The sequence below is a fragment of the Thermovenabulum gondwanense genome (assembly GCF_001601575.1).
Lineage (GTDB): Bacteria > Bacillota > Thermosediminibacteria > Thermosediminibacterales > Thermosediminibacteraceae > Thermovenabulum > Thermovenabulum gondwanense.
On record NZ_LOHZ01000040.1, the window covers coordinates 1 to 24,411 of the forward strand.

A 24,411-nucleotide genomic window follows, 5' to 3' on the forward strand; every position below is an offset into this window, starting at 1 on the left:
TTAGCATTATCTCATTCTCATCGCATATCTCCCTAAGTGCCCTGAAAAACTCCGGCCTGAAATGGTTGTCCCCTCCCTCACCCTGGATGGTTTCAATTATTATCGCACATATATCATCGGGGTTTTCAGCAATAGCTTTTTTAATCTGGTTTATTGCCTCATTTTCCGCCCTTTTCACTTCATCTAAGTGCTTTTCTAAAGGCCAAACAATCTTGGGATTTGTTATCCTGGGCCAATCGTTAAATTTCGTAAAATACATATATTTCCTCGGATCTGCCGTGTTAGTAAGGGAAAGGGCATAACCCGACCTTCCGTGAAAGGCCTCCTTAAAGTGTATAACCTTGGTTCCCTTCTGAGCGCTTTCTTTATAACCTTTATCAATGTTTTTCCTTACCTTCCAGTCCATAGCGACCTTTAATGCGTTTTCTACCGCCAGGGTGCCGTAATCGATTAAGAAAAGGTGAATAAAATTTTCCGGTGCGGCAACTTCCATAAAGGTTTTTACAAACTGAGCCATTTCCACCGTATATATATCCGAATTGGCCACTTTATTGACAGCAGCTCTGAAGACTCTCTCTTTAAATTCCTCGTTGGCAAGTTTTGGATGATTTAAGCCCAGTGGTGATGAGGCAAAGAAGGTATAAAAGTCCAAGTAATCGGTTCCATCCTTAGCGTCCACAATGTAGCTACCGTAAGATTTTTCTAAATCAATTACAATGGGAAAGCCATCCACCAAAATATACTTTTCAAGGGTTGGAATTACATCGTGAGGTGAAAGCATATAAAAACCTCCTTCAAATGTTTGAAATTTTAATTTTACATGATTTAAATAAAATTTCATATTGTGTAATTTATTGCAATTTTTGTGCCATTTTAATTTCCCTTAATTTATCTGAAAAAACATAATAAAAAATGCCCATAATTAAGCATGAATAGCTTAATCACAGGCATATTATCTTTATATAATTTATATTTTACGTAACTGGCGGGAGTATGTGGGAATCGAACCCACCTCGGAGGTTTTGCCCCCGATGCTGGTTTTGAAGACCAGAAGGCCCACCAGGACCTATCTACTCCCGCATCCCATTATATCAGAAAAATTCCTCAAAGTAAACTTCTAATCAGAAATTCTGCTTCCGGGTATTCTTACATCTTTTATTCTTCTGGTAAAGTAAATGCCATCAAAATACTCCAGAATCGGCAAAGCGTATTTTCTCGATGTATTTAGCATATCCCTGAATTGGGACACGGAAATTTCTTTGTTTTTTTGAAAATGATTTTTTAATAATTCTTTTGCTTTTTCCACCCAGGTTTTATGCATATAAATTTCATCATTTAATTTAATAAGACTGCCTTCTAAGACGAGGTAATTTAATATTGATTTTATTTTTTCCTCTTCAAAGTCCTTTAAAAGCTGTACCACCTCTTCTACCGCAGGTGGTGTCCATCCTTTCTCCTCATAAATTTTAAGCAGCTTGTCTTTCATTTGTTCCTCTTTCTCATTCAGGACTATCTTATATCCTTTCCTTTTCAGGTACTTTCCACTGCCCTCAAAATAGCCTTCCTGAACCCACTTTGATAAAAACAACTCGAATACCTTAGACTCAAGACCTAATCTGCTTTTTAGTTCTTCTTTTAAAATTCCTTCACTAAAAGGGTTTTTAAGATGATAAGCTTCTACTATCTCTTTTGCCTTTTCTGTTAAATTATCATAATAATCCATGTCGCACAATATTTCTTCATTACCGGATTTTAAAAAGACGACTGAATTATCTTTTACAAGGGAATCGACCGCAGATCTTATTGTTTCATAATTTTTCCCAAGGTAGGGGAAGAGATCCGCAATTGAAGTAACGGGTTTCCCGAAAAGCGATAAATAAACCAATATAAATTCTTTTATTCCCCCATTTGCAATTTTTTCCAAACCTTTTACTGCAATATCTATTTTTTCCTTTTTAATTTTAGCAGGATTTACAAAAATTACCTTGCCCCCTCCGATGGTATGTACAGGAGAATACCTTCTTATTACAAAATAATCTTCATATGTCACGGGAACAGCTTCTTCAAAGTGTATAACAGCAAAGGCCCGTTCCCCGGGCAAAATTTCTTCCCTGTTTATAATAGATATTCTCCCCAGGTACTCCCCGGTTCCCGCGTGAAACCTGACCCGTTCCCTGTTTTTTAAAGATTTTTCCGCATCTTCCAAAAGTTTAACATTAATTACTGCTTTTTCTACCGGTTGCATCGAGCCCGGTATGGAAATTACATCTCCTCTTTTTATATCGTCGGGTTTTACATCCACCAGGTTAATTGCCGTTCGCTGTCCAGCAAAAGCTTTTTCCCTGCTTTCTCCGTGCACCTCGATTGATCTTACTTTGCTTTTTATCTTTTTGGGGTAGATCTCAACGGCATCTCCTACCGATACACATCCGCAAATCAAACTACCCGTAACTATTGTGCCAATCCCCGGAATAGTAAAAACCCTGTCAACCGGCAACCTGAAAGGAGAATATAGATCTTTTTCAAATTCCTGTTGAGTCATCTCCTGGATCTTTTGCACAAGTAAATCCAAACCTTCCCCCGTCTTTGAAGAAACCGGTATAATAGGAGAATCCTTTAGAAAGCTCGTTTTTACCGTTTCTTTTACCTCTTCCACAACCATTTCCAGCCATTCATTATCCACCAGGTCTTTTTTGGTAATAACAATTATACCTTTTTTTGTATTTAGTAGTTCTAATATGTTCAAATGTTCCTTAGTTTGAGGCATTATTCCCTCATCAGCCGCTATTACAAGGAGAACAAGATCTATGCCTCCTACTCCTGCCAGCATATTTTTAACAAACTTTTCGTGACCCGGCACATCAACTATTCCCACTTTTTTGCCATTCGGAAGGGTAAAATGTGCAAACCCCAAATCAATAGTAATTCCTCTCTCTTTTTCTTCCTTTAACCTATCGGTATCAATCCCCGTTAAAGCCTTTATCAAGGTAGTCTTACCATGATCAATATGCCCTGCAGTGCCGATAATTATATTTCCCATATTATCTTCCCCACCATATCGATAGTGTAAAAAATATCCTCCTCGTTCATCGTTCTTACATCAAGTAAATATTCATTTTTATTGATGCGACCTATAACGGGAATCTTGGCCGACCTTAATTTTTTCGAAATTTCTTCGGGTTCCAAACCGCAAACCCTTAAGGCAACTACTTTCGTAGGCATCTGAACGCCAGGAAGGGAACCCCCTCCAACTTCCGAAAGGTCATCAAGAATCACGGCACTACCCTTTTCTTTCAAAATAGAGTTTAAACCTTCTGCCAATTTTTCCGCATCCCTTTTCAAGGTTTCTAAATCCTTTGAAATCATTTTTATCACCGGGATTCTTTCAATATTTCCTTCCAAATATATTTTTAATATTGCTTCCATTGATGCAAGGGTAAGCTTATCGATTCTCAATGCCCTATTTAAAGGGTGTTTTTTAACTTTTTCAATTATTTCCCTTCGACCTACAATAATCCCCGCTTGAGGCCCTCCCAGAAGTTTATCTCCGCTGAAGGTAACCACATCAACTCCCGCCTTAACAGAATCCTGTACTGTGGGTTCATAGGGAATCCCGTATTTTCTTAGATCGACTAAAACGCCACTGCCCAGATCTTCCATAAAAACCAAATTATATTTTTCCGCCAGTTTTTTTAATTCATGCCTTTCTACGCCGGAAGTAAATCCGATAATCCTGTAATTGCTCGTATGTACTTTCATTAAAAGGGATGTATTTTCATTAATTGCCCTTTCATAATCGTATAAATGAGTTTTATTTGTAGTCCCCACTTCCACAAGTTTTGCTCCGCTCTGGAGCATTACATCGGGTATCCTGAAACTCCCGCCTATTTCAATTAACTCTCCCCGGGATACAATCACTTCTTTGCCTTTAGAAAGTGCAGAAAGGCAAAGAAGTACCGCTCCGGCATTATTATTTACCACCATCGCATCTTCAGCACCGGTAAGTTCCATTAAAAGATTCTTTACATGTGAATACCTTTCCCCTCTTTCCCCTTCATCCAGGTCAAATTCTAAATTTGAATAGCCGGAAGCTATATTATTTATATTTTCTAACACCTCTTTCGGCAGGGGAGCCCTTCCCAAATTTGTATGCAGTACTACACCAGTAGCATTTATCACCTTTTTTAAACTGAAAGACTTATATTCTTCTAATTTCTCAACAATAATTTTTATCGCTTCCTTTATTAGATTTTCTTCCGTTAATGTTTCTTTCAAAGGTTGGGAAGTTTCCAATAGGATTAGATGCCCTCTCAATTCGTTTACAGCTTCTCTTGCGGCTTTCAAAACCACTTTTTTCCCATGAATGTAAACTAATTCCCTTATTTCAGGCCTTTCTATCAAATCTCCTATTTTTGGAAGCTTCCTTAAGGTATCATTTAGACTCAAATCCATCCACTCCTAAATTTATTCGGTTTTTATTAAATCCTTTATGTCTTGAAATTTTTTATCTCCGATACCGGCTACATTTTTTATTTCATCTATTTTTTTAAAAGGACCATGAGTATTTCTATAATCAATAATCCTTTTAGCCAGCGAAGGTCCTATACCCGGCAGTTTATCCAGTTCGGTCTCATCCGCAGTATTAATATTAATTCTGCCATCCTTTACAGACTTTTCGGAGCCGCTTTCGTCCACCCTAGGAATGTGTATTTTTTCCTCATCGGTTAATTTTTTGGCAAGATTTACGCTAAGCAAATCAGCATTTTCATCTAATCCCCCGGCAATTTCCACCAAATCTTTTACCCGGTCTCCATCCCTTAATTTATATACACCGGGGTTTTTGACGGCACCGGTGATATATACGAAAATCTCCTTTTCCATTATCTCCGGATCTTTTAAATTCTCGGCACCCTCTAATTTAAAAGCCACTTCTTCCTGTCCGGCCATATTTTTAAAAAAGAAAACGAGCAAGAATACTAATACTAAAATTATTAATACTAAAATCTTTTCTCTTTTTGATAAATTGAATTTTTCCCCCATCATTTTAAAAAGCCCCTCAGTATTACATCCACTGCTTCATCTTCGGAGAGCCCCAGGGTCATAAGTTTTAGAAGCTGGTCCTGAGCAATCTTTCCTATTGCAGCTTCATGGGTAAGTTCTGCATCGGGGTGTTCCGCAGAAATTGCTGGGGAAGAGCTTATTTTACCGTTCTCCATTATTATAGAGTCACATACCACATGTCCCCTGGATTTTGCTCGTGCAATAATTTCCGGTTTAAAAATCTGTTTGGAATTTTCCTTGGCTACCGACCTGGATATTACCTCTGCACTTGCACCTTCTCCCTCAAGAATTATGTTTATTTTTGAAATGGCTTCCTGATCACCATGAGTTAAAAGTCTCTCCGTAATTACTAATTTTCCCCCTTTTTTTACTATTGCATCGGTTACTCTTACTGTGCTGTCAACTCCTTTAAGCTGGGTCAGTTCCATTTCCGCAATGGAATTTTCTTCTAAAACCAGGACGGTTTTGGGGTTTAAAACCCTTTCTCCCTTACCCTCTCCTCCTCCGAAATGTTTTTCGATGTATTTCATTTTTGCTCCTTTTTTTACTCTTATCTCGTGAATACCATCATGCTGTGATTTTTTAGAACCCGGATTATGAATTCCGCAACCTGCAATTAAAATTACATCGGAATTCTCCCCGATCTCAATGGTATTGTATACCACATCGGTAATACCGGATAATGTCAACAAAACGGGAAAATGTACTGCTTCGTTTCTTGTATTGGGTGCCACGTAAATATTTATACCTGACTTATCTTGTTTGGGTTCTATCGTAATATTCTTTGTAGATTTTCTTTCAATGCCCTGTCCATCCTTTCGTATATTAACAGCTCCTGATGGTATATCGTGAAGATCGGCTATGGTCTTTAATAACTCACGATCTAAAGCATCTAATGTCATCCTTTTCCCCCTCCTCGCAGTTTTGCCAGAAATCACAGCGGAATTTGTATTTCAAAAGATCTAACATTTTATCTCTCTGACCCATTTCTTTTATTTCCCCATCGGACATTAAAATTATTTCATCGGCTATGGATAGCACCCTTTCATGATGGGTAATTACAATTGTAATTATATCTTTGCTATGGTGGTCTTTAATTAGCCTTAAAATACCTTCAAAGCTCCATAAATCCACCCCTGCTTCCGGTTCATCGTAAATTACCACTTTGGAAGGCTTTAATAGGACGGTGGCCAATTCAATCCTTTTTATCTCTCCTCCGGATAGGCTTGAATCGCATTGCCTTTCCAAATATTCTTCCGGGCACAATCCTACCGCTTTCAATAATTTTTTAAAATCTTTATGACCTGCGTCCTTCGCAGCTACTTTTAATATATCACTTACAGTAAGGCCTTTAAATCTTGCCGGATATTGAAATGCATAACTTATTCCTTTATTTGCCCTGTCCGTGATGCTATAGTAGGTAATGTCCTCTTCGTCCAATATTACGGAACCCTTTGTGTTTCTATAAATCCCCATTATGGTCTTGGCTAAGGAAGTTTTTCCTCCTCCGTTAGGGCCCGTAATTGCATAAAATTTTCCTTTTTCCAGATTCAAATTAATATTTTTTAATATTTCTACGTTGCCCGTCCCATTTGGCATTTCTAAATAAAGAGATTGAATTTTAAGCAATGTAAAATATCCCCCTTTCGTTAAGCTAAATATGATTCAGGACCACATCCCTGGTCCTTTCCCGAATCATCTGAAGTAATATTTTTGCAGGAACCGGTAACCTGCGATTTTTCAGGTAAACAAGATTATACGAATACTTCCAGACTTTATTTTCACAGTTTAATAATCTTAGATGTCCCAGTGCAATATCCTGTTTTACCGATATATAGGGCATAATAGAAATACCTAAATTTGCCGAAACGGCGTTCTTTATCGCATCTATACTCCCCAGCATTAACCCTATATTCAGAGGAATTTTTAAATCTGTTTTAATTATATCCTCTACAATTTCATAGAGATTGGAATGAGGTTCATGGGTAATAAAATCCTGGTCTACTAATTGATTCCTTTCCACAAAGTTTAATAGAGCAAGCTTATTTGTTGGAGAACATACGAGGACCATAAAATCATCTACCAGCCTCTCAATTTCCACACTTTCCTTTTCTGAAATTTCCCCTCCGATTACAGCAAAATCAAGCCTCCCTATCAAAATCTGTTTTTGTATTTCATAAGTATTTCCAATATGAAGGTTGATTTTTACTTCAGGATACTTGCCTTTAAATTCCCCCAAGATCTTTGGCAGAACATAAATACCAGGAGTATTGCTTGCCCCTATGTTAATGTGTCCGAGCATTTTTTCTCTCAATTTAGGTATTTGAGACTCCATTTCTTCTATTAATGCAAAAATCTTTTTAGTATACTCGAAAATAAACTGCCCATCTTTACTGAGATAAATGTTCTTACCATATTTTTCGATTAACTTCAGCCCCAGCTCTTCTTCTAATTTCTTTATTTGTTTTGATATGGCAGGCTGACTTATATGGAGTTCTTCCGAAGTTTTTGTAAAACTCATATTCTGGGCAACCTTATGAAATAACCAGAGAGCATAAAGTTCCATTCTCATTACCACCTTAATATAACTTTAAGTTATAAAAAATTAAAACCTATTTAATTTTACCACATATTCCTTATATTTGATAAAATATATACCTTTGATTTAAATTTTTTAATTCATTAATATTAATTTTATCATACTAAGCAAGAAAAGCGAAAAAAAACAGGTTGGGATAAAACCCAACCCCGTCATTTTACAACAATATTTACCAATTTGTTCGGGACGGTAATAATTTTTATAATTTGTTTATTTTGTAAATAAGAAGATATTTTTTCATTGCTTATTGCCATGGATTCAAGCTCTTTTTCGGTTATATCAGCAGGAACGAGTATTTTTGCCCTCACTTTTCCGTTAACCTGAACCACTACCTCCACTTCTTCTTCTAAAATAGCTTTTTCATCGTATTTGGGCCAGGACATCAAATGTATGCTCCCCTTGTTCCCAATCCTTTCCCATAATTCCTCGGTAATATGCGGGGCAAAAGGCGCCAGCATCAACAGTAAATTTTCTGCCGCTTCTTTTACCACATCCCCTGAAATTTCTTCCTTTAAAGAGTTGATGCCGTTCACCATTTCCATTATTGCACTTATTGCTGTGTTAAAATTAAACCTTTCTTCGATATCTGTCGTAACTTTTTTAATCGTTTTATGGATTAAACGGCGTGCATTTTTATCGATGTGCTCGTTTTTCACCGGTTCTGCGAATTTTTCCGAGAGTTCCTCAACAAGCCGCCATACCCTTGAAAGGAATCTGAAGCAGCCCTCCACGCCCTGATCGCTCCATTCCAGGTCCTTTTCAGGTGGAGAGGCAAAAAGGATAAAGAGTCTTGCTGTATCCGCTCCGTATTTTTCTACTATTTCTTCAGGGCTTACAATATTTCCAAGGGATTTTGACATTTTTGCGCCATCTTTTAATACCATCCCCTGGGTCAATAAATTAGTGAAAGGCTCATCTACATGAACAAGGCCGGCATCTCGCATTGCTTTATTGAAAAACCTCGAATACATAAGGTGAAGTATGGCATGTTCTACCCCACCGATATACTGGTCTACGGGCATCCAGTACTTCAATTTTGTTTCATCAAAAGGTTTTTCGCTGTTTTTAGGGTCGGTGTATCTATAGTAATACCAGGAGGAGCACATAAAAGTGTCCATTGTATCCGTTTCCCTCTTGGCAGGGCTATTACATTTGGGGCAGGTGGTATTTAAAAATTCCTCACATAAAAGTAGTGGTGAAGTGCCCTTAGGGTTAAATTCCACATTTTCCGGAAGCAATATAGGCAACTGTTCTTCCGGAACCGGCACTATGCCGCATTTTTCGCAGTAGATAATAGGAATGGGAGCCCCCCAGTACCTTTGTCTCGAAATAAGCCAGTCCCTTAACTTGTAATTTATCGTGATTTTTCCGATTCCCCTTTGTTCCATGAATTTACCTATTTCCTTTTTAGCTTCTTCGCTCTGCATCCCGGTAAAGGTACACGAATTGATGAGTACACCCTCATCCGTAAAGGCTTTTTCCATCTCTTCCGTTTTCCAATCGCCTTCAGCAGGCTTTATTACTAATTTTATAGGCAAATTATATTTTTTAGCGAATTCGAAATCCCTCTGGTCGTGAGCAGGAACACCCATAACCGCACCCGTTCCGTAATCCAAAAGGACATAGTTTGCAATCCATATGGGTATTCTCTCGTTGTTAACCGGGTTAATAGCATAAGCCCCTATAAAAAGACCTTCTTTTTCCGTTTCCGTAGAGGTTCTTGTTATCTCGTTTAATTTTTCCATTTTTTTCTGAAATTCTTTTACTTCTTTTTCATAGGGAGTCCCTTCACATAGTGTGTTTACCAATGGATGTTCCGGAGCAAGAACCAAATAAGTTACGCCAAATATGGTATCGGGCCTTGTTGTAAAAACTGCTATCTTATCATTGGTTTTTTCCGCAGTAAAGTAAACCTCTACCCCCTCGCTTTTTCCTATCCAGTTTTGCTGCATTATTTTTACTTTTTCAGGCCATCCCGGAAGTTTTTTAAGGTCTTCCAGCAACTCCTCCGCATATTCGGTTATTTTAAAAAACCATTGTTCAAGATTTTTCTTCCCCACTTCGGTACCGCATCTCTCGCATTTGCCGTCTACCACCTGTTCATTAGCAAGAACAGTAGCACAGGAGGGACACCAGTTCACATATGCCTTTTTTCGATATGCAAGACCCATTTCATACAATTTCAGGAAGAACCATTGAGTCCATTTATAGTAATCGGGATGACAGGTAGCAACTTCCCTATCCCAGTCATAACTAATACCCAGTTCTTTTAATTGCCTTTTCATATTGTTTATATTATCCCATGTCCATTTTGCCGGATGAATCTTATGCTTGATAGCTGCATTCTCCGCGGGTAAACCGAAGGCATCCCATCCCATGGGATGAAGGACATTGTAACCGTTCATTCTCTTGTACCTTGCCACAACGTCGCCAATGGAATAATTTCTTACATGTCCCATATGTAATTTCCCCGAGGGATAAGGAAACATTTCCAAGCAATAGTATTTGGGCTTTTTTGTATCTTCATAAACTTTATAAATCTTTTGTTCTTCCCAGATTTTCTGCCATTTCTGTTCGATCTTCTTAAAATCGTAGACCATAATAAACCTCCTTTTTCATATCTTTGTTAAACATAAAAAAGGCTCCTCCCTCTTTTAGGGGCGAGAAGCCTTTTCCTCGCGGTACCACCCTAATTGGCAAAAGCCCGCTCTTTGCATTTTAACGCCTGCCGGCAGTGAAGACAAGGCGAGTTCAAGGCCTTCCTCTCCGGAATCTCACCCACCTCCGGTCTCTGTAAGAGAAAGCTTCCTTTACTACTCCTTGTCGCAAAAAATACACGATTATTATTTTTTAGCTAATATTATATGTTAAATCCTTTTTGCTGTCAACATTGATGGTAATAGCATCTGCCCACAATCTCTCTAAATCATAATATTCCCTATCCGGACCGTTGAAAATATGAACTATAACATCTCCGTAATCTAATAATATCCATCTTGCTTCATTGTAACCTTCTATACCCTTGGGAAAAATACCGCTCTCTGAAAGCTTTTCTTCCAATTCATCAGCTAAAGCTCTGACATGTATAGCATTAGAACCAGTAGCGATTACAAAATAATCAGCCAGTACGGTTAATCTACTAATATCCAGAATAACGACATCCCTTGCTTTTTTTTCATCAAGGATTTTTGCTGCCTTTTGTGCGAGCTGTTCGGGAATAAAAGTCATTTTTATTTTTTCCCTCCAAATGTAATTTTCTTGATTGTCACTAATTATTCTTTATATCCTTTCCCAGAATAATCGTAGCTACATCGTCGTTATTATTTTCATCTTCTTTCAATATTGGATTATTCAATATTTTTGATATTTCCTTTGCATACTCGGGTTTTTCTTTAGGATATAAAACGGTGGTAGTGTCATAGTCGAAACTATCCGCGTTAGCAACTTTTACTACGGTAAATCCCATGGATTCCAATTTCTTTGCAATCTCGCTGGCAACCCCCGAATATCCACTTCCGTTTAAAACTGCTACTTTTATTCCATTTTTATCGTAAAATATAGCATTTACCAGCTCCTTAACTTTCTCCTCTTCAGGTATAAAATAACTTACTCCCCCTATATACTGCCCGGTACCGGGAAGGGTATAAGTTTCTACATCTTCTTCTTTTAATTGTCTTGCAAAATTAGCCAGTTTAACAAGGTTTACAGGGCTGATATCGGTTTTCACATTTTCCTGTACAATTTGAATTAGCCTGGGGATTTTCAGTATATTTGCGGGTTGGAGTAAGGCTTTTGCAGTAGCCTTTATGAATTTTTGCTGCGCTCTTACTCTTGCTATGTCTCCCTCCGGGTAATGCCTGAACCTTACAAATTGCTCGGCTTTTTCTCCATCCAGTACCTGAAATCCCGGTTTAAGATCTATATGAAGGTTCCCCGCATTATCATCATATTTCATTCTCCGATCGATTTCTATTTCAATTCCGCCAATAGCATCGACTATTTTTTTAAAACCTTCATAATTTACCGTAACGTAATAATGAACGGGGACATTGAGTAATTTGCTTACCACATCCACCGCAAGGTCAGGACCTCCATAGGCCATAGCTGCATTTATCTTCTGGAATCCCTCCCCCGGTAAAACCACCCTCGTATCCCTCGGAATTGATAGCACATTGACCTTTTTATCCTTTAAATCCAAACTAAAAAGCATCATTGTATCGGAACGGTATCTATTATGCTTTTCATCGGCACCAATGGTACCTGCATCAAGTCCCAAAAGTAAAATATTCACATGGCCATTTTTTTCAGCCTCTTGTAAAACTGAATCTTCTTCCCCTTCAGTATTTCGATTGCTCAATAAATTCCTATAGGTAAAATAAAAACCGCTTCCAAAAGAAAGCGCAAAAAATAAAATAATCGCAATAAACACCTTAAAGTACCTTTTCATTTTTCTCCCCTCTTATTCCTCCGGTTTTTTAAAAGCATATTTCGTGCAGCTATTGTTCTTGGATGAAGAAGTGAATTTTTTTTCAAAACGTACACTATGGTCGAATTTAACCCCATCAAGACCCCTTCGTCCAAATCCTCATAAGTTTTATCCCTTATATCCTCCACTCCGGGGAAATCTCTGCCGGGTTCTATATAATCGGCAATGTATATAATCTTATCAAGTAATGTCATATTTTCGTCGCCGGTAGTATGAATTTCGATCGCCTTTAATATTTCTTTGTCCTTTATACCAAATTTTATTTCAGCTAATTTCGCACCCACGGGGCCGTGCAGCAAAACCCTTTCAAAACAAGTAATTTCATCTAAAAGTATACCAAACTCAAGGGCTAATTTCAACTGTTCCTCTTCAGGTATATCCTTAGCGCAGTCATGGAGCAGCCCTGCAATTGCCGCTTTATATTCCGAAACCCCATGCTTTCTTGCAAGGTTTATTGCAGTCTCCATTACTCCAATAGAATGAAGATATCGTTCTTGGGATAATTCTTTTTTCAATATCAGTTTATATAAATCTAAATCTAATTGCATAGGCAACTCACCTGTAAAGGTTATATTTTAAAATATAATATTCAACAGCCTCCGGTACCAGGTATTTTATAGATTGACCATTTTTAACCTTTTTTCTTATCTCTGTGGAAGAAATGGCCATTCCGGTTACTTCCAGAACAAAGATTTCCTTCCCGTATATTTCCTTGACTTCCTTTACCTTTCGTTCCAACTGTTCGCTGGTGTATCCCGGCCTGGTAGCGGCTATGAAGGTGCAATAATTCATTACTTCCTCTACCTTTTTCCAGGTAAGTATATCTAAGATAGCATCGGCACCCGAAATAAAAAAAATTTCTACCGCATCTTTATATTTTTCTTTGAACCATTTAAGAGTATCTACCGTATACGTATATCCTTCTCTATCTATTTCTACTCGCGATACTTCAAAAAAAGGATTACTGTTCACAGCAAGGGCAGTCATAATGTATCGGTGCTCCGCATCGGTAACGGGATAATCCTTTTTATGAGGAGGATTTCCTGCAGGTATAAATATTACTTTTGAAAGATTAAAGTTTATCCTTGCTTCCTCTGCAGCTACCAGATGACCGTAATGAATGGGATCGAAGGTGCCTCCCATAAGCCCAATTTTCTTTTTAGTCAAAATGTTCCCTCCCACAATTATTCAAAAAAGTAAAATTCCGCATCCCCGATTTTTACAATATCCCCTTCTTTTATGCCTTTTTGTTTCAGCATATCGTCAATCCCCATTTTCTTAAAAACCCTTTGCAATCTCTTTACAGCGGATTCATTTTCTAAATCGGTCATTGCTACCAATCTTTCTACCACTTTTCCCTTTATATAAAATACGTTGCCGCCTTTTTCTACTAATATTTCATCCTCTTTTTTATAAGTGTATTTTTTTACTCCTTCTTCGATATTATATTTATCGTTATCTTTTACGCTCTTTTCTAAATACTCCACAATCTTATTTATCAAATCCTTAATACCAAATCCGGTGGCTCCTGAAATGGGAATAACTTCAAATCCTTCTTTTGAAAGCCTTTCCAGTATTTTAGGAAAATTTTCCCTGGATTCCTCTAAATCCATTTTATTTACAGCTACAATTTGCGGTTTTTCTATAAGTTTTATGCTGAAGTTCTTTAATTCCTCGTTAATCTTATAAAAACCCTCTATTGGATCCATTTCAAAGCCGGAACCGTCAAGGACATGGACGAGTAATTTTGTCCTTTCAATATGGCGTAAAAATTCATGTCCCAGTCCTAACCCTTCATGAGCACCTTCTATCAGACCAGGTATATCGGCAACCACAAAGCTTTTGCCCTCTGGACCCATATCCACGACACCAAGGTTCGGGGTAAGGGTAGTAAAAGGATAGTCGGCAATCTTGGGTTTCGCAGCCGTGATTCTGGATAGTAGAGTAGATTTTCCCACATTGGGGAATCCAATCAATCCTACATCTGCTAAAAGTTTTAGTTCCAAAAGGATCCATTTTTCTTCTCCAGGCTCTCCTTTTTCTGCAAAATCCGGAGCCTGATTGACCGACGATACAAAGCGGGCATTGCCCCTGCCGCCTCGTCCTCCTTTAGCAACAACAAACCTCTGATAAGGCTCCACCAGATCCGCCAGTACCTCAGAGGTTTGCATATCTTTAACTATGGTTCCGGGAGGTACTTTTATTATTAGGTCTTCACCGTTTTTTCCAGCTTTATTGGATCCCTGACCGTGTTCTCCTTTTTCCGCTTTATAATGAACTTTATATTTAAAGTCCTGTAAGGTTGAAAGGTTTGGATCTACCTCTAAGATCACATCCCCTCCTTTGCCTCCATCCCCTCCGCTGGGACCACCTCTTGGTACATATTTTTCTCTTCTAAAAGCAACTGCCCCGTTGCCACCGTCTCCACCTTTTACGTATATTTTTGCCACATCCACAAACATGCTAACCACCCTACAAGTATTTTTTTAAATTTTTCCCCTTTCATTCCTCTCTTATGCCGATATTTCCTTTGTCAATTGTTACGATAATTCTCTTTTCCTCGTCCAATTCCTTATTATTGATAATTTGCTGGACACGGCTTTTTATTTCTTCATAAACTTTTTTATCCAATTTGCCCTTATACATCTCTTCAATTATTTCCAGGGAAATACTGACCCTGTTTTTTTGAGCCAAAAAATACATATCCAGCAAACAATCAAGTAGGCGCACATCCCCGACCATTTTTAAATTGCTAATAAAATTATAATTTTCTTTACAGCAATTAATATAATCGATTATTTTTTGAGGTTTACTTAATTGTGCGTAACCGTAAATTAATTGAAAATCATTATTTAAATCGTGCTTTACCAATCTAATCAAAAAAATAAGCTTGTCTATTAGCTGTCTATAGAATTTCTTTTCTTTATAATATAAAAACAACAAGAATAAAAAAATAAAAAGCAATAAAAGGTTTGCGCAAAATATAAAAATATTCAAGAATATCTTCCCTTCATGATATTGTAACCTGCAGGAAAATTTATTCAGGAAATATTCATTATATTTTTGGGCACCTTTATTCCTTAAATTTCCTATAGTTTCTTTATATAATTTACCACAAAGTATATAAAAAATAAAGCTCCTCTTAGCCGAGGAGCTGAAGTTCCGGGTAAACGTTCACAACTTTTTTGTCTTTTCCTTTTGTCTCAAATTTTACATAACCATCAATCTTGGCAAAAATGGTGTAATCTCTACCAAGTCCGGCATTTTCTCCTGGATAAATCTTTGTCCCGCGCTGTCTTACAAGAACGCTGCCCGCAGTGACAAATTGTCCATCAAATCTCTTTACCCCAAGTCTTTTTGATTCGCTGTCTCTACCGTTCCTTGTGCTACCTACACCCTTTTTATGAGCAAATAATTGCAGGTTCATTTAAAACACCTCCTTACTAATTCTCCTCCCTGCAAACGAGTCTTACATATTCGGGATACGTTTTTGCTAAATCTTCCAGCCCAGCCGTAATTGTCCTTAGTATAATATTAACCCTGTATCTGTTTTCTTCAGGCAAAACCTCAGGAATCTCAATTCTGACGAGACCTTCCTTTTTTACCGTATTTGCATTAACTGCTGCAATTTTTTTTACACCAAGTATTGCAGTTTCGGCCAATGCAGAAACTGCAGCACAAACTATATCACTGCCGTAATCAGCATAACCTGCATGGCCTTTGATTTCCAACCCCGCGATATTCCCTTTTAAATCTTTCCAAATGGTTATATCAACCATACATTAAAATTCTATTTTTTCAATCTTTACTTCAGTAAAAGGCTGGCGATGTCCCTTCTTTTTTCTATAATTTTTCTTGGGCTTATACTTAAAGACAATTATTTTTTCGCCCTTACCATGCTTTAATACGGTGGCCTTTACCTTAGCATTCTCTACAAACGGCCTTCCTACCACAAGTCCTTCTTCCTTTGAAATAGCCAAAACCTTATCAAATTCTACCGTTTCTCCCTCGGCAAAACTTAATTTTTCAATACGAATAACGTCGCCCTCACTGACCTTATATTGTTTACCGCCGGTCTCTAATATTGCGTACATTTTTCATCCTCCTCCTTAAACTCTCGCCGGAGCCAGGTAAAAATTTTGAACCCGCCCCGTGCGGTGGCCGGCGCAGAAAAACCACGTTCCTATTTTAGCAACTTTTTTCCCCTTTGTCAACTTCCCCTTTAAACCCCCTTTTGATTTGCCCGCAATCTTGTTTAAGGAAACCTCCATACAAGGGGTTTTAATTTTTCCTGTTTTCTTTCCAGTATTTCCTCTTTTTTTTCTTCCAAATTAATAATTTTTTGTTCACTTTCCCTTCTTTCTTCTTTTTCCTTTGAGTTTTCTTTTGACGATGTTAATTCGGTTGCAGTAATTTTAGAGAAAAAAGCGCTTATTCCCATAATGTTAGATATCAAGAGCAAATATAAGAGATTATACTTATCGTTTTCCTTCACTATAGGACCCCCCTTAAAAGTTCTCTTTTCTATTTTATTCTTGTAATATTAAATAATTTACTTTTTCTACATGGTCATCGTTCCTTTTTCGGTTTCCACTACTTTCAAAATCTGTTCTTCGGTCCCATCTAAAGCGTTGATATAAATAAAGTATCTGTCATTACCCAGTTTTGCATCCACTTCATAGCAGAACTTTTCTTTTAGTGAGGGGTCCGGGATAATTACCTTTCTTATCCTGGTAACGTTTAATCGGGGGCTTACCCTTTTTAATACATCATTTTTGCCGAGTTTTGGTGCGGGGATGACTCTTTGCATATGATTTGTATAATATCCGATAGCATCATATCCCACTACTTCGCCGTTATCTAAAGCAATTTCAATTTTAATAAAATCAGGGTAAATAATAATATCCCCCTGTTTTTTTACAAAGGTTATTACACATGTCCCATCTTCCATCAGAGAACCCGTTGCCTCAAAATCTTTAAATCCTCTTTTCTCCAAAAAAGCCCTGCCTTTATTTACGGCATCCTGAATGGTAAGCTTTGAAGCCCCTATTTCTCTTGTATTTAAAAACCAAATTACATGCCCGCCCTTCTGGCTTACATCCATTAAAATTGCAGGGCTATTTTGTCCCGGCTTGGCAAAGCTCAAAGAATATGCAGGTATGTTACCTTTAGCGGTTCCATACAAGGATATCTGGTATTTTATATTTTGAGGATTGTCAATGAAATTACCTGCAATTCTTATCGCCTCTTCGCTGTTTATCATTTCTCCTGTTAAGCCTTTTGGAACTATATTTTCCACATGATCAGAAAAAGGTCCGTCATAGGTTATCGACGGTGCTTCTTCCTTTAACTTTTGATCCAATTTTAGAATTTTATCTGCCATTCCCGAAGTTAAATTCTTGCTAATTCCAAGGGAAAACCTCCTGCCTTCCCAATTAATCTTGCCTTTCGCTACATCATCCTGTAATTCCCTGAGCTTTTTGTTCAGTTCCTGAACGGTATCCCTGAACTTTTGTACTTTGTCCCATTCTTCCTTTTTTATCTCCATCCCGTTTAACGATTTTTTGGCCAGGGAATATGCAAAATCCCCCATTTGCGCAAAATATTTTTGAGTATAAGTCAAATCTCTGTTGCCCAGCGGGAGGGAAGCAATGCTTTCTCTTGCGCTTTCCGCCTGGTGCCAGATGCTTAAAAAAGTCACGATTCTCTGCTGGTTTGATGAAGTTACCATGCTTTTTGATAAAAGTAAATTTAAATTATTAACCTGATCCAGCAAATTAAAAAAACCCTTTTGGTAACTTGCTTCCAGTAAATTTTGAGCCTCGGTTACCCTGCCCTGCATTATAAAAAATACGCCTAAGAAAAGCAATGCCAAAAAAATTCCAGCCGCCCAAGGCAAATATTTTCTCACAAAAAATCACTCCTTACCTTCCAAATACGTGCCTTCCTATTTGAACAATAATCTGTCTTGTCCAAATCCAGGGACTTACTCTCTTTGAAGGGTTCCAGAAAAATAAACTTCCATAGGTAGGATCAAAACCGTTTAGAGCATCCCTTGCTGCATTAAAGTTTGTCCTTGAGGGATAGGCAGCCCATATTTGCCCATTAGAGACCGATTCGAACGCCCTGGGTTGAAAAATAACCCCGGGTATGGAATTTGGAAACTTGGGGCTTTTTACCCGGTTTATCACAACAGCGGCTACCCCCACCTGTCCGGTATAAGGCTCGCCTCTTGCCTCACCGGAAACTAATCGAGCCAAAAGCACGTAATCACTGCTTCTTGCCGTTACCAGTGCACTTTTTTCTGACAACGTTTCTTTTGAAAAAACGCTGTTTTCGTTTTTATAAACCAAAAAATAATAAGAAAGTATACCAGCTACCAAAGAGAAGGATATTAACAGAAGTAAGAGTTTATTTGTTCTCACCGGCATCTCCCCCTATCAATGTGTTGTTCTTTAATTATTTTTCTTACAATGTTGTAAATTTATTCTCACCTTTTACCATAAAACAAACATATTATATTTTTAGAAGGTTTTAAAGAAAAAGGTAAAGGGTGATCAATAAATGGAAGATACCGGCAAGGAAAAAAATAAATCCAGGAATCCAAATCCCTTCATGTTATTTTTAATATTGATCCTTTTATTAAAATCCTTTGAAACTGCAGGCTTTTTAAGGAAAACGGTTAAAATGGAGGGATCCCTTTGAGAATACTGAATATCAAAGATGAGCAATTAAATCTCCTGCAGGCTTTAAAACCCTTCCTGGAGCCCAAGGCCCAGGAAATGCTTGAATTGGTAACTGTGGTATTAAATGTTTTCAAGCCCGAAGAACCCGATGTACCTATAAATATACAGGCTTTAACAAGTCTTCTTTCCATGATTGATGAAAAAGAAGAAAGCAAAAATGGATGAAATAGGGCATCCTGCCCTATTTTTGTTTTTCGATTCTATTTGCATTAAGTTCTGCATAAACATTATATGAGCAATCCATTCTTTGGGGGGAAAAGCCTTGCAGAACAATGAAAACGAAAATTACGGGATAAATCTCACAAGCCTTGTATTAGATGTAATCCAGGGTAAGAGGGGGTATAGTTTGAATGAGATTATAAGCTTAATTGCTTTAACCAATCTACTCGGTATTATTAGTTTTATGAACAACCAGGACTTTAGAATTGAGGTAAAAAGCCCCAGAAGCTCCTTGGATATTAAAGATTTAGCCGGCATGCTTTTAAATAACCTCTCGGGAGGCGGTCAGTCCCAGGGTGGGCAGGATAAAAAAATAAACCCGGCTTTATTACTCAATCTTATGAAAGCCCTTTCTTCCGATAACCCGGGGGAAAATAAGAATCCAAAAAATGACGGTGAAAATAAGAAAGAATAAGAAAGAATAAAGAAGGGCCGACTAATCGGCCCTTCTTTATTCTTTAGAAATTATCTCCCAAGAGGAGCAAAATGAGAATCAAGAATATCACAAATGCTTTCCTATCCATGAAATTCCCTCCTCGCCTTTTTGCTAATAACATCATATGCAGCGAGGTGAATTTTTGTTACCATAGTAAATTATTTTGCCGTTCCCGTCGCAATAGGGGCAGGTATTCCCGAGAATTTCATCTATGCTCTGCCTGATTTTTTTTCTTGTTACCTCCACAAGACCAAGAGCCGTAATGTCCAGAATCTGCGTTTTGTTTCTATCTTTTTTAAAAAGCATATTTAAATACTCCAGTACCTTTTTTTTGTGTTCTTCGGAAGCCATGTCTATAAAATCGATAATAATAATTCCGCCAATATCCCTTAGCCTTATTTGCCTCGCAATTTCTCTGGCTGCTTCAAGATTTGTGGTCAGTACCGTATTTTCCAAATCAATACTGCCTATGTATTTCCCCGTATTTACATCAATTACCGTTAATGCCTCCGTCTTATCAATAACAATGTACCCACCGGATTTTAACCAGACCTTTCTCGATAAAGCTTTCTCAATTTCCTTTTCCATATTGAAGTATTTGAAAAGTTCCAGCCTGTTTTCATAAAAAACTATTTTTTCTTCAAATTTCGGAGATATGTTTTTGAAATATTCTTTCAGTCTTTCCCAGGCTTCTTTTTCATTAACATGAAATTTTTCTACATCTGCAGTGAATATGTCTCTGGCAATCCTCAACAAAAAGTCCATTTCTTTGTAAATTAAAGATGGGCTTTTTAAATCTTTAGACCTTTTTTTTATATCTTCCCACAATCTTGTAAGATTGTCCCAGTCCTCTTCTAATTCTTCCTTTGTACAACCTTCAGCAGCGGTCCTGATAATTGCACCGTAAGGTTGTTTTTTTATTTCATTAACCAGTTTTTTTAATCTTTCTCTTTCTGTTTCATCCTCAATTTTTCTTGAAATTCCAATGCTATCTACCATTGGCATTAAAACTAAAAATCTACCCGCAATACTTATATTTGTAGTAACCCTGGCACCCTTGGTACCCATCGGGTCTTTAGTAACCTGGACCACCACATCCTGACCGGGCTTCAGTAAATCGCTTATCGAAACAACATCCATCCTTTCGATAATTTCTCCATCATCTAAATTATCCCTTTTTATGTCGCCAAAATACAAAAAAGCATTCTTTTCAAGTCCAATATTTACAAAAGCTGCTTGCATCCCTTTCAGTACATTCGCCACTTTTCCCTTGTATATATTTCCTACCGCACTTTCACTCAAACGCTTTTCAATATACAGTTCTACAAGCTCTCCGTCTTCAATTACTCCAACTTTTATCATTTCCTGACCAATGTCAGCCACAATTTCCTTTGACATATCTTCAACTCCCCATCCGCTCACATAGGGAAAATCCTGTTCCCATCTTCCTGAAAATAGGTTTCATCGCGATTAACATAAAAAGCAAGGTCATTTAAATTTAAATATTCAGCCATTTTTTGAATTACATGGATAGGATTTGCACTACCTTCCTGACCGCTGCTTAATTCCATAATTACCGTCGCTTCGTTAAAATTAAATTCCCTTAAAAAGACGTTATGTATTAATGGAGCTATATTCACCAATTTCTCCTCTTTATGCGTTCTTTTCTTGACGTAAATCTCCATACCGTCTCTGATTTCTTTTATGGTTTTTTCTAATAACTCTCTATCTATAACATCGTCAAAAATTATTTTCGAAGTAAAGACGGAACGGTTTAATTTAAAAAGGGGTATTAATCCGTTATTTTCTTTTGTTCCCAAAACTTTTATTCCCTCAGGCAGTACATAGTTTAGCCTTTCTTTTAAATCATCTCCGGAAATATTCTCTTCAAAGTCCACATCAATGTACTCCGCAGCACTGGTAATGCCTATTGTCAGGGCGGGGCCATAAGTAATAACCGGTTTTTTATTGAAACCTTTAGAGTATTTCACACGGAGTTTGGCTCTCCTTAAAGCCCTTTCAATGGTTCTTGCAAAATCTAATTGAGAAATATATTTTACTTCGCTCCCCTTTGCGAGTCGGATTCTATATACCACAATTTATCCCCTTTCTTAGCTTTAAAATACCGCAGTTATTGCATCTATTAAACCTGCAGTCAGGTGTAATTTCTCCCCTGAAAGCCTTTTTACGTTCTTCCCACAAAAACTCCCTGTCAATTCCGGGATCTATAATTTCCCAGGGGAAAAATTCTTTTTCTTCCCTTTCTCTCAATGCATAAAAATCGGGATCAATCTTTGCATCTTTAAAGGCCTCCATCCATTTTTCAAAAGAAAATAATTCATTCCATCCATCGAACTTACATCCTTTTTCATGTGCCTTAATCAATACCTCTCCCAGTTTTCTGTCGCCGCGTGAAAAAACGGCCTCTAAGTAGCTTAGATATCTATCATGCCAGTTGTAATTTATTCCGGGGCCTTTTAAATTTTTCTTCAAGAAATTCTGGCGGTTTTCCACTTCCTGCAGCGGTATTTGAGATTCCCATTGAAAGGGTGTAAAGGGCTTGGGCACGAAGACGGAGGTACTTACGGTTACCTGGACCCCTTTGGTGTTCCCTTTAATTTCCCGATATTCCCTTATCACTCCTTTTGCCAGATCAGCAATGCCCGCTAAGTCTTCATAAGTTTCCGTGGGTAGTCCAATCATAAAATAGAGTTTTACATTATTCCATCCAGCTAAAAAAGCCCCCCTTACCGAGCACAGTAAATCTTCCTCTGTAACTCCTTTATTGATGACATTCCTCAACCTTTGCGTTCCCGCTTCCGGTGCAAAGGTGAGACCGGTTTTTTTAATCTCCTGTATCTTTTTTGCAATATCAATTGTAAAAGAATCTATCCTCAAAGAAGGTAGGGAAAGGCCTACCGCACAATCTCTGAATTCATCGGTTAAAATCTCCACCAATTCCCTTAAAGAAGAATAGTCACTGGTACTTAACGAAGCCAGGGAAACTTCTTCGTACCCGGTATTTTCAATTATTCTTTTTGCAAGATTATGTAAAGTTTTTACATTCTTTTCCCTGACAGGCCTGTAAATCATTCCTGCTTGGCAAAACCTGCATCCCCTGGTACAACCTCTAAAAATCTCAAGTACAGCCCTGTCGTGCACAATATCCATATAAGGGACGATTATTTTTGTTGGATAATAAGCTTTATCTAAATCTTTAACAACCCTTTTTTTAATTTTTGACGGAAGATTTTTATAAAGGGGTTTTATTTCCTTTAATGTACCATTTTCATTGTATACGGGTTCGTAGAGAGAGGGAACGTAAATACCCTCAATCCGGGCAAGTTTTAAAAGAAAATCCGTTCTGTTAAAATTATTTTTACTCCTGCTATAAACGTAAAGGTCGATAATTTCGTGGATAACCTCTTCAGCCTCTCCAATAACAAAAAAATCTATAATATCCGATAAAGGTTCCGGATTAAATGCACAGGGCCCACCGGCCATTATTAAAGGGTCGTTATCCTTCCTGTCCTTAGATTTTATGGGAATACCGGAAAGTTCGAGCATATTTAATATGTTAGAATAGCTCATCTCGTATTGAAGCGAAAAACCTATAAAGTCAAACTTTTTTAAAGGGGTTTTGCTCTCCAAACTGAAAAGGGGAATTTTTTCTTTTCTCATTTGCTCTTCAAAATCCACCCACGGCGCAAACACTCTTTCTGCAAAAACATCTTCTCTCTCGTTCAACAAATGATAAAGAATTCTTAACCCTAAATGGGACATACCTACTTCATACACATCGGGAAAAGCTAAGGCAACTCTTACCTTGAATTCACCTTCAACTTTTTTCACAGAGTTCAATTCATTCCCCGTATACCTCGTTGGTTTCGAAACCCGAAGTAGAATTCGATCTAAGTTTTTTTCCAGGTTCAATTTTCGTTCTCCTCCTGCCTTTTTCTTTGAACATACTATTTTATATTTGTCCTATTTTTAAGTCTAAACCTTTTTTAATCATATTGTCAAATATTTCCGACTCGGTCAAGAATTTTCTAATTTTGCCCTGTTCATCGATAACCACCAGTATTATATAGCTTTTAGGATCCACAAGTTTAAGTATATCCTTAATAACGAACTCTTCTTTTACCGCTATATATTTAACCTTCCAGAAATCACTATCGCTAAACCTTTTTTTTATATTAAAAAAGTCGTAAATTACCATGAAGGGCAAGTCTTTTTTCTCCTTCAGAGCTGTCAGAAATAAAAAAAAGCCAAAAATAAAATAAAAGGGAGAAAGCAATCCGGAAAAATAGAGAATTGCTCCAAATAAAATCAAAGCTGAGGAAATTATCAGGCTTACCAATGCTGCAAAATTAATGGCTATAATGATATTTAAATTCTGGAATAACCACATCAAAAAAATCCTTCCACCGTCGAGAGGAAAAGCCGGTAATAAATTAAACAAAGCTATGGATAGTTGTTTGGAAGCCAATAAATCGATATATTCTTCCCACATGGGTAATTTTTGCTTTAAAGCAAACAAAAAGATAAAAGCTAAGAGATTACCGAAAGGGCCGGCCATACTCAAAATAATTTCTTCCATATAGGAAATTTTTTTTGTTTTATCTAATTTTATTTTCCCTCCAATAGGGAGAAAAATTATTTCACTGACCCGAACCATTAAAGCATCAGCAGCTATAATATGACTTAATTCGTGAATACCAAGGGATATTATTAGAGCCCAAAACTCCTTTGCATAGGGGCTAATAAAGGATATTCCAAAAAAAAACAATAAGGAAATGGAAATTTTAACTCTTATACTTTTAATATTAAATATTACTCCTACATCTAAAGGCTGCATTTTTCC

Annotated in this window: 27 protein-coding genes and 1 tRNA gene; 3 read left to right on the forward strand and 25 right to left on the reverse strand. The window is 37.4% G+C overall.

Translation table 11 applies throughout. The features are described from left to right. The 21 genes from ATZ99_RS09050 to ATZ99_RS09150 form a co-directional block, all read right to left on the reverse strand. A partial coding sequence (locus ATZ99_RS09050; protein ID WP_157074746.1) for an aminotransferase class III-fold pyridoxal phosphate-dependent enzyme occupies positions 1–781 on the reverse strand: 781 nt, incomplete at its 3' end. A gap of 202 nt (positions 782–983) precedes the next feature. Beyond that, positions 984–1,078, reverse strand: a tRNA-Sec gene (locus ATZ99_RS09055). A gap of 39 nt (positions 1,079–1,117) precedes the next feature. Then, a complete protein-coding gene (gene selB, locus ATZ99_RS09060; protein ID WP_068748916.1) occupies positions 1,118–3,040 on the reverse strand; it encodes a selenocysteine-specific translation elongation factor in 1,923 nt (640 codons plus the stop codon). After that, complete coding sequence (gene selA / locus ATZ99_RS09065) at positions 3,028–4,446, reverse strand: L-seryl-tRNA(Sec) selenium transferase (RefSeq protein ID WP_245641358.1); 1,419 nt, start codon at positions 4,444–4,446, stop codon at positions 3,028–3,030. The genes selB and selA overlap by 13 nt, the downstream gene beginning before the upstream one ends. Positions 4,447–4,464: 18 nt before the next feature. Next, entirely contained in the window at positions 4,465–5,043 is a 579-nt protein-coding gene (locus ATZ99_RS09070) for a ComEA family DNA-binding protein (protein WP_068748918.1), read from the reverse strand. Continuing rightward, the gene (locus tag ATZ99_RS09075; protein ID WP_068748919.1) at positions 5,040–5,963 is read right to left on the reverse strand and encodes a SufB/SufD family protein; all 924 of its coding nucleotides are present in this window, start codon (positions 5,961–5,963) and stop codon (positions 5,040–5,042) included. Before ATZ99_RS09075 ends, ATZ99_RS09070 begins: the two co-directional genes overlap by 4 nt. Beyond that, complete coding sequence (locus ATZ99_RS09080; RefSeq protein ID WP_068748920.1) at positions 5,938–6,690, reverse strand: ABC transporter ATP-binding protein; 753 nt, start codon at positions 6,688–6,690, stop codon at positions 5,938–5,940. Before ATZ99_RS09080 ends, ATZ99_RS09075 begins: the two co-directional genes overlap by 26 nt. A 25-nt stretch (positions 6,691–6,715) precedes the next feature. Continuing rightward, on the reverse strand, positions 6,716–7,627 hold the full coding sequence (locus ATZ99_RS09085; RefSeq protein WP_068748921.1) for a LysR family transcriptional regulator: 912 nt from the start codon (positions 7,625–7,627) through the stop codon (positions 6,716–6,718). Between the two features lie 185 nt (positions 7,628–7,812). Beyond that, positions 7,813–10,260, reverse strand: coding sequence for a leucine--tRNA ligase (gene leuS / locus ATZ99_RS09090; protein ID WP_068748922.1), 2,448 nt, complete (start codon positions 10,258–10,260; stop codon positions 7,813–7,815). A 250-nt stretch (positions 10,261–10,510) separates the two neighbouring features. After that, entirely contained in the window at positions 10,511–10,888 is a 378-nt protein-coding gene (gene rsfS / locus ATZ99_RS09095) for a ribosome silencing factor (RefSeq protein WP_068748923.1), read from the reverse strand. Between the two features lie 40 nt (positions 10,889–10,928). Next, a complete protein-coding gene (locus tag ATZ99_RS09100) occupies positions 10,929–12,107 on the reverse strand; it encodes an LCP family protein (RefSeq protein WP_068748924.1) in 1,179 nt (392 codons plus the stop codon). Further along, positions 12,104–12,694, reverse strand: coding sequence for a bis(5'-nucleosyl)-tetraphosphatase (symmetrical) YqeK (yqeK, locus tag ATZ99_RS09105; RefSeq protein WP_068748925.1), 591 nt, complete (start codon positions 12,692–12,694; stop codon positions 12,104–12,106). The genes ATZ99_RS09100 and yqeK overlap by 4 nt, the downstream gene beginning before the upstream one ends. Before the next feature lie 7 nt (positions 12,695–12,701). Further along, positions 12,702–13,316, reverse strand: coding sequence for a nicotinate-nucleotide adenylyltransferase (gene nadD, locus ATZ99_RS09110; RefSeq protein ID WP_157074749.1), 615 nt, complete (start codon positions 13,314–13,316; stop codon positions 12,702–12,704). A gap of 14 nt (positions 13,317–13,330) precedes the next feature. Continuing rightward, positions 13,331–14,608 carry a GTPase ObgE gene (gene obgE, locus ATZ99_RS09115; protein WP_068748926.1) on the reverse strand — a complete coding sequence of 426 codons (1,278 nt, stop codon included), beginning with the start codon at positions 14,606–14,608 and terminating at the stop codon, positions 13,331–13,333. A gap of 40 nt (positions 14,609–14,648) precedes the next feature. Continuing rightward, positions 14,649–15,143, reverse strand: a complete 495-nt coding sequence (locus ATZ99_RS11930) for a Spo0B domain-containing protein (RefSeq protein WP_068748927.1) — start codon at positions 15,141–15,143, stop codon at positions 14,649–14,651. 145 nt (positions 15,144–15,288) lie between these two features. Beyond that, the gene (gene rpmA / locus ATZ99_RS09125) at positions 15,289–15,573 is read right to left on the reverse strand and encodes a 50S ribosomal protein L27 (RefSeq protein ID WP_068748928.1); all 285 of its coding nucleotides are present in this window, start codon (positions 15,571–15,573) and stop codon (positions 15,289–15,291) included. A 16-nt stretch (positions 15,574–15,589) separates the two neighbouring features. Continuing rightward, entirely contained in the window at positions 15,590–15,925 is a 336-nt protein-coding gene (locus ATZ99_RS09130) for a ribosomal-processing cysteine protease Prp (protein ID WP_068748929.1), read from the reverse strand. Positions 15,926–15,928: 3 nt separating this feature from the next. After that, positions 15,929–16,240: a 50S ribosomal protein L21 gene (gene rplU / locus ATZ99_RS09135; protein WP_068748930.1), complete on the reverse strand. Its 312-nt coding sequence runs from the start codon at positions 16,238–16,240 to the stop codon at positions 15,929–15,931. 161 nt (positions 16,241–16,401) lie between these two features. Beyond that, positions 16,402–16,641 carry a hypothetical protein gene (locus ATZ99_RS09140; RefSeq protein ID WP_068748931.1) on the reverse strand — a complete coding sequence of 80 codons (240 nt, stop codon included), beginning with the start codon at positions 16,639–16,641 and terminating at the stop codon, positions 16,402–16,404. A 66-nt stretch (positions 16,642–16,707) separates the two neighbouring features. Further along, on the reverse strand, positions 16,708–18,057 hold the full coding sequence (gene ypeB / locus ATZ99_RS09145) for a germination protein YpeB (protein ID WP_068748932.1): 1,350 nt from the start codon (positions 18,055–18,057) through the stop codon (positions 16,708–16,710). 13 nt (positions 18,058–18,070) lie between these two features. Beyond that, the gene (locus tag ATZ99_RS09150) at positions 18,071–18,571 is read right to left on the reverse strand and encodes a cell wall hydrolase (RefSeq protein WP_245641359.1); all 501 of its coding nucleotides are present in this window, start codon (positions 18,569–18,571) and stop codon (positions 18,071–18,073) included. Positions 18,572–18,710: 139 nt separating this feature from the next. Here ATZ99_RS09150 and ATZ99_RS11880 point away from each other — a divergent pair, with 139 nt between their 5' ends. From ATZ99_RS11880 to ATZ99_RS09160, 3 genes are all read left to right on the forward strand, one after another. Next, positions 18,711–18,851, forward strand: a complete 141-nt coding sequence (locus tag ATZ99_RS11880) for a hypothetical protein (RefSeq protein ID WP_157074747.1) — start codon at positions 18,711–18,713, stop codon at positions 18,849–18,851. Then, complete coding sequence (locus tag ATZ99_RS09155; protein WP_068748934.1) at positions 18,848–19,057, forward strand: hypothetical protein; 210 nt, start codon at positions 18,848–18,850, stop codon at positions 19,055–19,057. The genes ATZ99_RS11880 and ATZ99_RS09155 overlap by 4 nt, the downstream gene beginning before the upstream one ends. A 97-nt stretch (positions 19,058–19,154) precedes the next feature. Next, positions 19,155–19,526, forward strand: coding sequence for a hypothetical protein (locus ATZ99_RS09160; RefSeq protein ID WP_068748935.1), 372 nt, complete (start codon positions 19,155–19,157; stop codon positions 19,524–19,526). Positions 19,527–19,667: 141 nt separating this feature from the next. On the opposite strand, the gene ATZ99_RS09165 is transcribed toward ATZ99_RS09160, so the two are convergent. Genes ATZ99_RS09165 through ATZ99_RS09180 form a run of 4 tightly spaced genes read right to left on the reverse strand, consistent with a single transcriptional unit; the run spans position 19,668 to position 24,405 of the window. Continuing rightward, positions 19,668–20,945, reverse strand: a complete 1,278-nt coding sequence (locus ATZ99_RS09165) for an Rne/Rng family ribonuclease (protein ID WP_068748936.1) — start codon at positions 20,943–20,945, stop codon at positions 19,668–19,670. Positions 20,946–20,965: 20 nt separating this feature from the next. Next, positions 20,966–21,643: a TIGR03936 family radical SAM-associated protein gene (locus ATZ99_RS09170; protein ID WP_068748937.1), complete on the reverse strand. Its 678-nt coding sequence runs from the start codon at positions 21,641–21,643 to the stop codon at positions 20,966–20,968. Beyond that, a complete protein-coding gene (locus ATZ99_RS09175) occupies positions 21,633–23,480 on the reverse strand; it encodes a TIGR03960 family B12-binding radical SAM protein (protein WP_068748938.1) in 1,848 nt (615 codons plus the stop codon). The genes ATZ99_RS09170 and ATZ99_RS09175 overlap by 11 nt, the downstream gene beginning before the upstream one ends. A gap of 40 nt (positions 23,481–23,520) precedes the next feature. Continuing rightward, positions 23,521–24,405: a site-2 protease family protein gene (locus tag ATZ99_RS09180; RefSeq protein ID WP_068748939.1), complete on the reverse strand. Its 885-nt coding sequence runs from the start codon at positions 24,403–24,405 to the stop codon at positions 23,521–23,523. Positions 24,406–24,411: the final 6 nt, after the last annotated feature.

Coding starts and splice junctions, on each gene's coding strand:
- selB (WP_068748916.1), bottom strand. CDS start 3,040: ATGGGAAATATAATTATCGGCACTGCAGGGCATATTGATCATGGTAAG.
- ATZ99_RS09070 (WP_068748918.1), bottom strand. CDS start 5,043: ATGATGGGGGAAAAATTCAATTTATCAAAAAGAGAAAAGATTTTAGTA.
- ATZ99_RS09075 (WP_068748919.1), bottom strand. CDS start 5,963: ATGACATTAGATGCTTTAGATCGTGAGTTATTAAAGACCATAGCCGAT.
- ATZ99_RS09085 (WP_068748921.1), bottom strand. CDS start 7,627: ATGGAACTTTATGCTCTCTGGTTATTTCATAAGGTTGCCCAGAATATG.
- leuS (WP_068748922.1), bottom strand. CDS start 10,260: ATGGTCTACGATTTTAAGAAGATCGAACAGAAATGGCAGAAAATCTGG.
- rsfS (WP_068748923.1), bottom strand. CDS start 10,888: ATGACTTTTATTCCCGAACAGCTCGCACAAAAGGCAGCAAAAATCCTT.
- ATZ99_RS09100 (WP_068748924.1), bottom strand. CDS start 12,107: ATGAAAAGGTACTTTAAGGTGTTTATTGCGATTATTTTATTTTTTGCG.
- yqeK (WP_068748925.1), bottom strand. CDS start 12,694: ATGCAATTAGATTTAGATTTATATAAACTGATATTGAAAAAAGAATTA.
- obgE (WP_068748926.1), bottom strand. CDS start 14,608: ATGTTTGTGGATGTGGCAAAAATATACGTAAAAGGTGGAGACGGTGGC.
- rpmA (WP_068748928.1), bottom strand. CDS start 15,573: ATGAACCTGCAATTATTTGCTCATAAAAAGGGTGTAGGTAGCACAAGG.
- ATZ99_RS09130 (WP_068748929.1), bottom strand. CDS start 15,925: ATGGTTGATATAACCATTTGGAAAGATTTAAAAGGGAATATCGCGGGG.
- rplU (WP_068748930.1), bottom strand. CDS start 16,240: ATGTACGCAATATTAGAGACCGGCGGTAAACAATATAAGGTCAGTGAG.
- ATZ99_RS11880 (WP_157074747.1), top strand. CDS start 18,711: ATGGAAGATACCGGCAAGGAAAAAAATAAATCCAGGAATCCAAATCCC.
- ATZ99_RS09165 (WP_068748936.1), bottom strand. CDS start 20,945: ATGTCAAAGGAAATTGTGGCTGACATTGGTCAGGAAATGATAAAAGTT.
- ATZ99_RS09180 (WP_068748939.1), bottom strand. CDS start 24,405: ATGCAGCCTTTAGATGTAGGAGTAATATTTAATATTAAAAGTATAAGA.